Here is an 11950-nt window from a genome sequence, read left to right on the forward strand (position 1 = left end):
ATGGCCCGCCCTTTTTATGCTCGCGACAGCTGGAACTGACCAACATTGATCCGGCCATTGCCGAACCCAGCTTCACAATAGCTAAGATAGAAGCGCCAAAGCCTGCGAAAACGCTCATCAAAACCAAAGGTCTGGATCCTGTCCCAAGCCTCTTCAAAACGCTCGGCCCAAAGCTTTAGCGTGCGTGCATAATCCTGTCCGAAATAGTGCACGGCGTCGAAACGAAGACCTGCGTCGGCTAGTGAATCACGCAGTGCCTTCTCACTCGGCAACATCCCGCCAGGAAAGATATATCGCTGGATGAAATCGGTACGCTTGCGATAGCGCCTGAACAGCCGATCATCGATGGTGATAATCTGCAACGCCGCCTTTGCGTCCTCATTGAGACTTTCGCGCACCTTCTCAAAATAGCTTGGCCAGTACGCCTCTCCGACCGCCTCGAACATTTCTATGGAAGCAACGCCGTCATATTTACCCTGATGGTCGCGATAGTCTTCCAGTCGAATTTCCACACGGTCCGATAGGCCTTCACGCTGCATACGGGCGGCCGCATAATCTCGCTGCGCTTCCGAAATGGTCAGACAAGTTACCTTCGAGCCACGCGCCTTCGCGGCGTACTCGGCAAACCCGCCCCAACCGCAGCCAATCTCAAGTAAATGGCTGTCAGGTCCGGCGGCCAGCTGGTCCACGATGCCTTTATACTTTGCTGTCTGCGCCTGCTCCAATGAAAGGTTTGGCTTATCGTAGAGGGCAGACGAATAGGTCATCGTTTCGTCCAGCCAGGCAGAGTAGAAGTCGTTGCCGAGGTCATAATGCGCCATGATATTGCGGCGCGCGCCGGCGCGGCTGTTACGGTTAAAGAAGTGACGCATCTTATTGATGGCCTTCACCATCGATCCGCCAACCGCGAGCTTGCCGGCTGCCTCAAAATTCTCGGAGAAGTATTCCAGCACCGCGGTCAGGTCCGGCGTTGACCATTCGCCATCCATATAGCTCTCGGCAAAACCAATATCTCCGCCCGCGAGTGCGCGCTTCGCAAAGCCGAACTCGTGAACGTCAACGACGGCACGCGGCCCAGGCTTGCCTTGATCGAAAAGGACCGAGCGGCCGTCAGGGAGATTGAAGCGAAGCGAACCATTTTCTGTTCGCAAAAGGAAAAGCCCAGCTAACCTGAACCCAGCAGGTACTCCGGATAGCTGTCTCAGCGACGAAACCGTCGCGCGAATATCGGCTGATTGCTGGTTCATTGATGCGTGTCCTCCAAAGCGCTGCCCGAGGCGGTCGCAACTGACACCCTCCGCTGCGCCTGATGCGGTTTTGAATGATAGTTTGCGCCCTTCAGCCAAAGCTTCAAGGCTTCCCAATGGATGGCCAGAGTGACGCCAAGTGTCGAAAGCGGCATGAGGACCGCTTTCCGGATCAAGGAGCCGTCTGTGGCGGGCGCCGCTTTCGTTGACAGGGTCGCCATATGATTGACGCCGCCCTCGGAGACCGTGCTCACCCCAAGGCGAAGTGTCGTTTCGTCTCGCTGAAGCGAAAACTCATATTTTCCGGAAACATCGAAGAAGGGCGAAACATGAAAGACCTTGTCTGCAGCATGCCGGCTCCATCCGCCTTCAGCCGCTGCTACGTAAACGTGGCGCTCACCGAAAGTATTGCGCACTTCGTAGATAACGCCGGCAGGGCCGGCATCCTCATCCTCCGCAATCCAGACCGAGATGGGCGCAAACTTGTAGAACAGGTGCCGGGGAAACGAGATAAGCTTCAGTTTAAGCGCAGATGCGTCCACGCCCGCCTCGAGCAGCCGCTCCTCTGCCCAACCCCGCAATGACTGCCCACCTTGGGCGCCATGCTCATCTGTCCGAAAGCCAAACAGGGCGCCTTCATTGACACCAAATAAGCGACACTGACGACGCGCATCTTCCAGCCGGTCGACATCAACCTCGACCATGAAGACGCGATAGCTGAAGTCCGACACAAATGGCGTGAACCGCCGGTGCACCGTTTCACCATGGTGCAGCTTCAGTGCAGGGGCGGTGTCGCTCACTGCGCCGCAGCCCCGGCTGCCTTGGCATCCGCAGATATGGCACGTTCCGTTGACGGTACGACGAGTTCGACGCCCTCGGCGGCCCAAGGAACCTGTCCGCCAAGCGAGAGCGCCGCGCGAAGACCGCTTTTCAGGCCATCCTCATGGAAGCCCGATCCGAGCCACGCCCCTGCAAGCCAGAGCCCCCGGTCACCCTGAATCCGCTCCAGCGAGCGGCAGGCCGCAGCGGCCGGTGCGTCGAATTGCGGATGATCGAACGTCACCTCATGGAAAATATGGTCTGCCGCAGGTGGCACTGAAGGGTTCAGCGTCACAAACAATGGGCGCTCGTTTGGCAGGTTCTGCAGCCGGTTCATCCAGTAGGTAAGGCAGATGTTCTCGCCGTCTGAATACCTCTGAATGACGTTCCAGCTGGCCCAAGCGGCTTTACGATCCGGCATGTAAGCCGGGTCCCGATGAAGGAATATTCGGTTCGGTCGATAGCCGACGGAGTTCAGCAGGAAGCGTTGATCCTCATAGGCGGGGACCAGCATCTGCCGCGCCGTATCGGAATGAACGGCTAGAATGACATCGTCAAACAACTGCTCACGACCATCCTCGGTTGTGACGCGTACATGCTGACCGAAGGGGCTGACCTGTTTTACCGGCGCGCCGAGGCGCAAGCGGGACCCGAGCACCTCCGCTGCCTTGTCGACATATTGCTTGGACCCACCAGTCACCGTGCGCCATTTCGGGCGCTCAGCATGCATCAGATGGTGGTTTTCAAAGAAGCGAAAGAAGCTCAGCGCCGGATAGTCCATCATTTCCGAAGGGGGCGTCGACCAGATCGCGCCGCCCATCGGAAGAATGTAATTCTGCTTGAAGTCCTCGCTGAACCCTTTCTGGTTCAGCCAGACTCCCAGCGTCTCATTGCCGATTCGACCGGCCGCGAGTTCCTCGCGGGCGATGTCGTTGAATTTGAGGATCGTCCGCCAGAATTTATGAAACCGCGGGCGCAGCAGGTTCCGCTTCCGCGCGAACATGCCCTTGACGGTCGAGGCCCACTCGAACCCGTCCTCATTGGACACGGCAAAGCTCATATCGCTTTGCTCTGTCACTACGCCCAGCGCATCGAAAAATCCAGTGAGATTGGGATAGTTGCGGCCATTATAAACGATGAAGCCGACGTCGACGTTCAGCTCTTGCCCGTCATAGTCGATTGTCCGTGTATGGGCATGCCCACCCGCGCGCTCACGCGCCTCGAAGACGGTGACGTCAGCGTTATCTTTCAACGCATAGGCGGCACCCAGACCGGTAATTCCTGAGCCAATGACAGCTATTTTCTTCATGCTCAGTCCTGCTTTCCCTTGAGCGTTTCCCAGGCTTCCAGAGCACGCTGGCGGCCCTGCTTGTGTTCGATAATCGGTCGCGGATAAGTTTTTCCCAACTCGACACCCGCTTTCTTCAGTACGTCGCTTCCCGCTTCCCAGGGTGCATGAAGATGTTTGTTGGGCAGTTTTTTGAGCTCCGGGCACCATTTGCGGACATACGCACCGGTCTGGTCAAACTTCTGCCCCTGCGTGATAGGATTGAAGACCCGGAAGTAGGGCGACGCGTCCGCGCCAGACCCGGCCGTCCACTGCCAACCGGCGGCATTGGAGGCAGGATCAGCATCGACAAGCGTATCCCAGAACCAGTCTTCACCTTCAGTCCAGTTCAACAGCAGGTGCTTGGTCAGTAGCGAGGCAACGATCATGCGAACGCGATTGTGCATCCAGCCGGTCGTCCAAAGCTGCCTCATTCCAGCATCCACGATAGGGTAGCCTGTCTGCCCCTTCTGCCAGAGCTCAAGATCCTTTTTACTGGATCTCCACTCCATTCCATTGAATTTGCTATCGTAATTTTCCCGTCCCATCTTCGGGTGATGATAAATCAGAACGTAGGAAAATTCACGCCAGACGATCTCGGAGAGGAATGACCAGGCGCTTTCTTCCTCTTTCAAGCCGCGATTGATACGACCCATGACGGCCCGCCAGACCGTCGCCGGACTGATCTCGCCATGATGCAGGTGCGGAGAAAGCCCGGACGTGCCATCCTCATCCGGACGGTTGCGCATCTCTTCATATTCGCGGATTGGACCATCGAGGAAGTCCTGCAATCGCACCTGCGCGCCTTCCTCACCCGGGGTCCACATTTCGTCGAACCCCTTCGACCAGTCCGGCTTGCTTGGATGCAGCTCCCAGCTCTCAATCTCATCGCCGTCGATCCCGACACCGGCAAATGTCTCTGGCGCCTGCATCGGGTCCGGCGCTTCGAAACTGCTGCGGACCGCCCGCCAATAGGGGGTAAAAACCTTGTAATAACCGCCGGACTTCGTCTGGTAGGACCACGGCTCAGTCAGAAGGCATGTGTTGAAGCTTTTGGCCTCAATGCCATCATCCTGAAGCGCTTTCTTGATATCGGCGTCACGGTCCATTTCTGGCTGGGTGTATCTGCGCCCCCAGAAAACCGCGTCAGCACCTGTCTCACTGACAACATCACGCAGAATCTTCTCAGCATCTCCCTTCCGGCAGATAAGCTTGCCACCGCGCTGCGAAATTGCAGAGCGAAGAGACTTAAGAGACTTGTCCAGCCACCATTTCGAGGCGCCGCCAAGCTCACGTCTCCCGGCGACCGTCTCCTCGAGTATGTAGACCGGGAAGATTTTCGCATCCGCTTCTACTGCGGCAGCGAGGGCTGCATGGTCTGCAAGTCGAAGATCGTTCCTGAACCAGACGATCACTGAGGTTGGGTTTTCCTGTCCCAGCTTTTTCTCCTGTGTGCGCAATGTCGTAGGCGTCTACGCGGCAAACTGTGGCTCGGATCAATCTTGTCCACATTGTAGGTGTCTGGCGCCAAAGGAAATATTTGTTTAGTCAGGCGTGGCGCGACCGAAAACAAAGGCTGGCACGGGGAGTTGCGGCTTGAGACAACAAATATCTGACCTTCTGGACAAGGCGCACGGCAAGCAGATCATCTGCGTTGGTGACTTGATGCTGGACCGGTATGTCTATGGCAGCGTTGGCAGGGTCTCGCCGGAAGCACCCGTCCCGGTTCTGCGCAAATCGCATTCAACAGAAGTGCCCGGCGGCGCAGGCAACGTGGCCCGCAACCTCAGCGCCCTTGGCCTGCACACCATTATGATTGGCTGTATCGGTGATGATGATGCCGGCACGCATCTTACTGAGCTTCTCGAAGTCGATCCGCTGATCAGCTGTCAGCTTGTCCGCACGGGCAGTACGCCGACGGTGATAAAGACACGCTTCATAGCTGGCACACAGCAATTGCTACGCGTCGATACCGAAGACGATCGCCCAGACCTTGCTGATGCCTCATCAAAAATCGGTAAACTGGTCACAGACGCCGCAAGAACGGCTGCACTGATCATTGTGTCGGATTATGCGAAGGGTGCGGTCAATCCGATTGTTTTCGGCGCTTGTATCAACGCTGCCCGGGACAATGGCATACCCGTTCTAGTCGACCCGAAATCGAAGGATTTCAGCATCTACACAGGTGCAGACCTGATCAAGCCGAATGCGAGTGAGCTTGCGGCTGCCAGTGGTCTGCCCACCGCAAGCGATAGCGATGTCGAGACCGCACTTGGCACCTTGGCCGATAGCCTGCCTGGCACCAGGCTTGTCGTGACCCGCGCGGGAAAGGGCATGTCCTGGTATGAGGGGACAAAAACCTTCCACATGAAGGGAGAGGCCCGGCAGGTCTTCGACGTCTCAGGCGCTGGGGATACCAGCATGGCGGCGCTCGCAGCGGCCATCGCCGCAGGTGCAGAGCTCAACGACGCGGTTGCGCTCGCTATTGCAGCCTCCGGCATCGTCGTTGGAAAAGTCGGCACAGCAACTGTCAGCGTGGCGGAACTTCAGCGCGCGCTTCCAGCAGGTGAGGCACCGCAATCGGCAGGATTGTTGCCCCGCACAGATGCCGCTGAACTTGCAACGCGCTGGCGGGCATCTGGACTACGCGTCGGATTTACCAATGGGTGCTTCGACATTCTACATCCCGGCCATCTGAGGGTTTTGCGTCAGGCCCGGGCTCAATGCGACCGCCTGATCGTCGCGATCAATACCGACGCCTCGGTCAAGCGCCTCAAAGGCGAAAGCCGCCCGGTAAACACGGAGCAGGACCGCGCCGAGCTGCTTTCAGGCATCGCAGGCGTCGATGCTGTTACGAGCTTCGATGAAGATACGCCCGCTGAACTGATCGAAGCCCTGCAGCCAGATGTTCTGGTCAAAGGGGGAGACTATAAAGCCGACGAGATCGTGGGCGCCGACACGGTCAGGGCCCGCGGCGGTGAAGTGGTCATTGTTCCGCTGCTGGAAGGCCGGTCGACGACGAACATTATCGAGCGCTCGCGCAGCTAGTTGCCGCGCTCGCCTGAAATATCGCGTTCCGAATTCGGGCGTCGGATAGGAGCGACATCAACCACTTCCTCTGCAGCCCAGGTGTCAAAAGGCTCTGCTGGTTTGGGCAGGTTTTCTTCTAGCCATACGGACAGTGTTTCCGCTCGCGCATTGATCGAGTCGGCGAGGGTGCCGTCAGCGCTATAGACCAGGCGTGGACGCGGAAGGCTTGGCAGGAAGAAACGCCTGACAGGTTTACTGGCAGTGAGACCTGTTGAAACGACGCAAGCATCCACAGCATCGCTACAGGGGCCGGCCAGCTCGACCCATTCGGCAACGTCGATATTTGCTGGCATCATTACGCCGCCAAACCGCTGACGGAAATCTTCATCATCGGGCAGGGCGCTTAGGGCCGCTTCAAGAAGCGCCTCAGTGCCAGGTGCGGCCACAATCAGCACTCCGCGCTTGCGGTTGTCGGCGGACGCATAACGAGACACTGCGGCGGCGACATCGCCAGCCGCCAGCGCGCTCGCCTCACCGCGCATGCGCTTCCTCGAAGCAGGCGAAGGCGCACGATAGGAAGGTGCATAGACGACCGCACCCAGATCCGATGCGAGTCCGGCGTCATCCATGAAGTCTTCAAAATCGCTCCGGATGACATCGCTGGATGCCGGAAGCAGGCCTGCAGGCTGCGGCGTTGTTGGAAACGGCGCCAGTATGATGACATCGACGCCCCACGGGCTCGCCCATCCACCCGGCGGGGTCTTTGCCGGCCGCTGAAGCCAGTCTTCTTGCAGCCCATAATCAGGCTCTGCCGCTTCTCGCTCCCCCTGACCAAGCCAGGATGCGTAGACACTATCCTTGAACGCTACCCAACCAACAGCCAGCGCAGCGACAATGCCAAGCGCGATCAGGATAGGGCGCATATTCAATCCTCTATAGCTGTTGCCAGTCCGGAGTATTTCGGTTGATCGACTTTCAACTGCGCAATTGCGGTCTTTTTGAGGTGTTCCATCAGCGCCGCTGACTCAATCGTCAGCTCACCAGATCGGATTCTGACTTGAAGCTCCTCATTGAGAGCCTGTCGGCTTTTGCCATCACTATCAGGCAGTAACGCCTTCAGACGCTCATACTCGGCTGCGTCATTCGCGTCGCGGGCGTCCAGATCCCGAAGGATCGTGGCCAGTACGTTGGAGGCGACGCGCGCATGGAAGGCTGCCCGGCCTTTCAGTTCCGGCATCGCTGAATGGTCGACGAAATTCTTCACCGCCTGGACAAGCTCACTAACGCTTGGTTGATCATGCATATCGCTGGCCCTCCAGAAGGTTCACAAGGTCCATTTCTGTCTCGGAAACGCGGCGGCCAATGGCGGCGCGCTCAACACTGGCATCAGCGCCGGAGCGGAACGTCTCGTACATCCCCATGCACATGATGCCCCATTTCATGCTGCCCAGCATGTCCCACCAATCGATATCGCGCGGCGTGAACTCAGCCCCGCCCGCAGCGGCATAAGCGTCCAGCAAAGGCTCAACATCGCCAAAACCGCCAAGGCGTTTCTCAGATTGGCCGAAGCGCCACGAATTGGTGCACATCCAGCCAATATCCTCGCGCGGATCGCCATAATGGGCGAGCTCCCAGTCCAGCACCGCTGCGAGGCCCTGTTCGTCCACCATGATATTGCCGAGCCGGAAGTCGCCATGCACAAGCATCGGCTCGAGTGGCTTTGGGGCATTTTCCTTCAGCCAGACAATCGCCAGGTCAAAGATCGGCCGACAGACACCGATTTCCTGATAGGTCTGCTCATACTGCTCGACCTGGGCGAGGCCGGTACTCTTGCGAATACGAGGAACGTCAGACCCGTCGATGCGGTGAATCCCCGCCAGCGCACGTCCACACTGCGCGGGCAGGTTCTCCCTCGCCTTGGCGTACTCGTCATTGCGCAGGATGCGGCGGGCAATTGTCTCACCTTCAACACGAGACATGATGAAGCCTTCGCCGACACCTTCATCCGGTTCCAGAACATGGACAACTTCAGGGACGGCCACACCCGCGGCCGCTGCCTTGCGGATAAGCCGTGCCTCATTCGGCAGGCCGATGGCGCGCGAATCATCGGTCGCTTCCATCCCCTCAGGAGCACGGCGCAGAATCAGCGTTTCCGGCGCCCCGGTACCGTTGAGCGTAAGCAGCCAGGTCTCCTGACTTGCGCCACCTGACAGCCTGTTTGCAGAGGCCAGGGCTATCTGCTCGCCATACACGCGTCTAAGGACCGCCTGCAGCCTGCTATCGAATTCTTGTTTCTCACTCATCTTGGCCACAATTAACGGAAATCATATGATCTCCAAGCCATACTCAACGTAAACCCAGACCACTTTTCAGGAGCGCTTTTATGGCGGACAAATCCGGTCACTCTGACCATGGATTGATGGCACCCGAGCCCAAACGGCCCAGTCTGTGGGCATGGCTGCGGGGCAGATTCCTTGCAGGCATAGTCATAGCCGCCCCGATTGCGATTACTTTTTTCGTCCTGCAATTTTTGATCAATTTCATCGACAACAGGGTCAAACCCCTGCTGCCGCCGATCATCCAGCCAGAAACCTATACGAATATCGCGATACCCGGCTTTGGCGTGATCGTGATGATTGTGGCGCTCACGATACTGGGCGCGGTCACGACAAATCTGCTTGGCCGCTCAATCGTGCGGGGGGCAGACCGGCTTCTGTCCAGCGTGCCAATCGTTCGCAATGTCTATGCAGCTTTCAAACAGCTTATCGAAGTCCTCACCAACAACCAGCAGGCCTCCTATGACCGCGTGGTGTTGGTTGAGTACCCAAAGGTCGGTTCTTGGTGCATCGGCTTCGTATCATCCAACGCGAAGGGTGAGATCGCACATAGGCTGGGCGATGATTTCGTCGGTGTTTTCGTGCCGACAACCCCGAACCCGACATCCGGCTTTCTCATCTATGTTCGCGAATCGGAGTGCATTGAGATGAACATGTCGATCGAGGACGGTGCCAAGATGATCCTGTCGGCTGGTCTCGTCGTGCCCGAGCATGGCGACGAAGCGCCCGAACAGCGTTCACTCCCGCTGACGGACGAGGGGACTGAGAAGCTCTCTGAGGACGCTTAAAGCCCGGCCCCGGTCACTCGTAAGGCCGGGATCGGTTTCGATGGCATAACGCGCATCCTTGCGGGCAATCTCGATCAGGTCAGCGTCGGCTTGCAGATCGACAATACGGTAATCGACGGCGCCGGACTGGCGAACGCCCAACACATCACCGGGTCCGCGAAGCTTGAAGTCAGCCTCAGCAATCGCAAAACCATCCTCAGTCTCGCGAAGCGTTTCCAGCCGCTTGTGCGCGATTTCGCCAAGGGGCGGGCGATACAGCAGGATGCAGTAGGATTTCCGGTCGCCGCGCCCAACGCGCCCGCGAAGCTGGTGCAGCTGCGCCAGGCCGAAGCCTTCGGCGCGCTCTATCACCATGACCGTGGCATCGGGCACATCGACGCCGACCTCGATCACCGTCGTTGCAACAAGCACTTTCGTGTCACCGCGCCGGAATGCCTCAAGCGCCTCATCCTTCTGGTCACCGCGAAGCCGGCCATGGACGAGTCCCACCTTCTGCCCCAGCCAGTCCTCTAGCGCGGCGGCGCGGGCAACGGCGGAACTATCGTCCTCATCCGAATCGACACGCGGACAGACCCAGAAGACGCGCTCCCCCCTGTCGATGGCCCGCCCGATGGCTTCGACCACATCTCCAATGCGCGTGTCGGGAATAGCCCGCGTCTCGATAGGCTGACGCCCGGCCGGTTTCTCATCAAGAATCGAAATATCGAGGTCACCATGAACCGCCTGCGCAAGCGTCCTGGGAATAGGCGTCGCGCTCATCACCAGCATATGCGGCGCCGATGCCTTTTCGATGAGCCGCATACGGTCCGCAACACCGAATCGGTGCTGCTCATCCACGACGATCAGACCCAGTTTCTGGAAGAGCACGCTTTCCTGAAAAAGTGCCTGCGTACCGACAGCAACATGAATGCTGCCATCTGCGAGCCCCATCAGCGTTGATTCGCGCTTGGGGCCTTTCTCTCGGCCTGTGAGGATTGCTACTTCATGCCCTAAGGGCGCGAGCAGGCCAGCAACCGTCTCGAACTGCTGACGTGCAAGCACTTCGGTCGGTGCCATGAAGGCTGCCTGATATCCAGATGAAACAGCCTTCAGTGCCGCCATGACCGCGACTAGCGTCTTACCGGCACCGACGTCGCCTTGCAGCATCCGCCGCATGGGATGGGGTCTCGCGACATCATCGGCAATTTCGCGGACTGCGCGCCTTTGCGCGGACGTCAGCTTATAAGGCAGGCGCGCTGAGAGTGCGTTCAGCGTAACATTCGGACCTTCCAGTGGCGGTGCGGTTCGCCGCGTCCGACTTTCCCGGGCAAAGGCAAATACGATTTCGCGCGCCAATGCTTCGTCATAGGAGAGACGGCGACGTGCAAGTTCGAACGCATCCGGGTCGTAGGCATGAGGCGTATGCAGACCTGCCAGCGCTGCTTTGAAGCCAGGCCATCGCTGCGCGGCGACCAGATCGCTCCCGAGCCATTCCGGCAGATCCTCAGGAACAAGATCTAGGGCGGCGATCATCGCCGAGTGAACCCGCTTGTTCGTGAGGCCTGCCGTCAGCCGATAGATTGGCTCGACAGGCGGCGGCGGTTCACCTCGTGCCGGATCCACGACATGGTCCGGGTGCGACATCTGCCGTTCACCCTGAAACTCACTGACAAGGCCGGACACGATCCGTTCCTTGCCGATTGGAAACTGGCCCTGAAGCCAGCGCGGGTCAGCGCGAAAATAAGTCAGCGTCAGGAAGCCGCTGCCATCGAATAACTGGATGCGGTGAGGCGCCCGGTCGGAATACGGCGCCTTGTACGACATCACCTCGCCGCGAACCGTGGACACTTCGCCCGCTATCAGGTCCTGAAAACTGTCACGAACCCGTCGGTCGAGCCATTTTTCCGGCAGGTGCAATAGCAGGTCCCATACCGTTTCACCGTCGACCAGCCGCTCGAAAACTGGCTTCAACTTGGGACCAATCCCCGGGAGCTTGTCGACGGGCTGGAACAGGGGAAAGAGTCGTTCATCACGCATGAGCAGGCTGACAATATCGAAAGCGTCGCAGGCTTCAATTGAAGAGGTCGCTGGGCAATCGGTAAAGCTGCACCTATGTGACGGTTTCACGCTCAAACAGAGGTATCTCTCGTGGAAGAACGTAAACGCAAACTCCAGTTCCGTGCCTCGCGTCGCGGCTTCCGGGAAATGGACCTGATCATGGGTCAGTTCGCCCAGCAGAAAATCGACGCCATGTCCGAGACAGATCTGGACGAGTTCGAGCGTCTGCTCGCAACGCCGGACTGGGAAGTCTATGCCTGGATCATCGGCAACAAGCCGGTCCCGCCAAATTATGCAGGCCCTGTGCTGGACCAGCTGCTCGGCTTTAGATACGACGCGCGCGCTCTCTAGAAAACGGCGAACGCG

At 58.5% G+C, this 11950-nt stretch carries 11 protein-coding genes; 3 read left to right on the plus strand and 8 right to left on the minus strand.

Annotated features, from left to right (window positions below; genetic code table 11):
- Window positions 1-14: 14 nt before the first annotated feature.
- The 4 genes from O4G74_RS06515 to O4G74_RS06530 are packed head-to-tail and all read right to left on the minus strand — an operon-like array spanning window position 15 to window position 4808.
- Window positions 15-1247 (minus strand): SAM-dependent methyltransferase, encoded by a 1233-nt coding sequence (locus O4G74_RS06515; RefSeq protein WP_269401836.1) that lies wholly within the window; start codon window positions 1245-1247, stop codon window positions 15-17.
- A complete protein-coding gene (locus tag O4G74_RS06520; protein WP_269401837.1) occupies window positions 1244-2047 on the minus strand; it encodes a DUF1365 domain-containing protein in 804 nt (267 codons plus the stop codon). The genes O4G74_RS06515 and O4G74_RS06520 overlap by 4 nt, the downstream gene beginning before the upstream one ends.
- On the minus strand, window positions 2044-3375 hold the full coding sequence (locus O4G74_RS06525; protein ID WP_269401838.1) for an NAD(P)/FAD-dependent oxidoreductase: 1332 nt from the start codon (window positions 3373-3375) through the stop codon (window positions 2044-2046). Before O4G74_RS06525 ends, O4G74_RS06520 begins: the two co-directional genes overlap by 4 nt.
- Window positions 3376-3377: 2 nt before the next feature.
- A complete protein-coding gene (locus tag O4G74_RS06530) occupies window positions 3378-4808 on the minus strand; it encodes a cryptochrome/photolyase family protein (protein ID WP_269401839.1) in 1431 nt (476 codons plus the stop codon).
- Between the two features lie 181 nt (window positions 4809-4989).
- On the opposite strand from O4G74_RS06530, the gene rfaE2 reads away from it, so the two are divergent.
- The gene (rfaE2, locus tag O4G74_RS06535) at window positions 4990-6441 is read left to right on the plus strand and encodes a D-glycero-beta-D-manno-heptose 1-phosphate adenylyltransferase (RefSeq protein ID WP_269401840.1); all 1452 of its coding nucleotides are present in this window, start codon (window positions 4990-4992) and stop codon (window positions 6439-6441) included.
- Here the strand turns inward: rfaE2 and O4G74_RS06540 are convergent.
- Genes O4G74_RS06540 through O4G74_RS06550 form a run of 3 tightly spaced genes read right to left on the minus strand, consistent with a single transcriptional unit; the run spans window position 6438 to window position 8726 of the window.
- Window positions 6438-7346, minus strand: coding sequence for a hypothetical protein (locus O4G74_RS06540; RefSeq protein ID WP_269401841.1), 909 nt, complete (start codon window positions 7344-7346; stop codon window positions 6438-6440). The two genes, rfaE2 and O4G74_RS06540, sit on opposite strands and share 4 nt — an antisense overlap.
- Before the next feature lie 2 nt (window positions 7347-7348).
- A complete protein-coding gene (locus O4G74_RS06545) occupies window positions 7349-7726 on the minus strand; it encodes a DUF6285 domain-containing protein (RefSeq protein WP_269401842.1) in 378 nt (125 codons plus the stop codon).
- Complete coding sequence (locus tag O4G74_RS06550; protein ID WP_269401843.1) at window positions 7719-8726, minus strand: phosphotransferase family protein; 1008 nt, start codon at window positions 8724-8726, stop codon at window positions 7719-7721. Before O4G74_RS06550 ends, O4G74_RS06545 begins: the two co-directional genes overlap by 8 nt.
- A gap of 227 nt (window positions 8727-8953) precedes the next feature.
- On the opposite strand from O4G74_RS06550, the gene O4G74_RS06555 reads away from it, so the two are divergent.
- Window positions 8954-9547 carry a DUF502 domain-containing protein gene (locus O4G74_RS06555; RefSeq protein WP_269401844.1) on the plus strand — a complete coding sequence of 198 codons (594 nt, stop codon included), beginning with the start codon at window positions 8954-8956 and terminating at the stop codon, window positions 9545-9547.
- Here O4G74_RS06555 and recG read toward each other — a convergent pair.
- Window positions 9497-11563, minus strand: coding sequence for an ATP-dependent DNA helicase RecG (gene recG / locus O4G74_RS06560; RefSeq protein ID WP_269401845.1), 2067 nt, complete (start codon window positions 11561-11563; stop codon window positions 9497-9499). The genes O4G74_RS06555 and recG overlap by 51 nt on opposite strands.
- Before the next feature lie 111 nt (window positions 11564-11674).
- On the opposite strand from recG, the gene O4G74_RS06565 reads away from it, so the two are divergent.
- On the plus strand, window positions 11675-11935 hold the full coding sequence (locus tag O4G74_RS06565; RefSeq protein ID WP_119377988.1) for a succinate dehydrogenase assembly factor 2: 261 nt from the start codon (window positions 11675-11677) through the stop codon (window positions 11933-11935).
- Window positions 11936-11950 lie beyond the last annotated feature (15 nt).

This window comes from Henriciella marina, from assembly GCF_027213945.1.
In the GTDB taxonomy this organism is placed as follows: domain Bacteria; phylum Pseudomonadota; class Alphaproteobacteria; order Caulobacterales; family Hyphomonadaceae; genus Henriciella; species Henriciella marina_A.

Coding starts and splice junctions, on each gene's coding strand:
- O4G74_RS06515 (WP_269401836.1), bottom strand. CDS start 1,247: ATGAACCAGCAATCAGCCGATATTCGCGCGACGGTTTCGTCGCTGAGA.
- O4G74_RS06525 (WP_269401838.1), bottom strand. CDS start 3,375: ATGAAGAAAATAGCTGTCATTGGCTCAGGAATTACCGGTCTGGGTGCC.
- O4G74_RS06540 (WP_269401841.1), bottom strand. CDS start 7,346: ATGCGCCCTATCCTGATCGCGCTTGGCATTGTCGCTGCGCTGGCTGTT.
- O4G74_RS06545 (WP_269401842.1), bottom strand. CDS start 7,726: ATGCATGATCAACCAAGCGTTAGTGAGCTTGTCCAGGCGGTGAAGAAT.
- O4G74_RS06550 (WP_269401843.1), bottom strand. CDS start 8,726: ATGAGTGAGAAACAAGAATTCGATAGCAGGCTGCAGGCGGTCCTTAGA.
- recG (WP_269401845.1), bottom strand. CDS start 11,563: ATGCGTGATGAACGACTCTTTCCCCTGTTCCAGCCCGTCGACAAGCTC.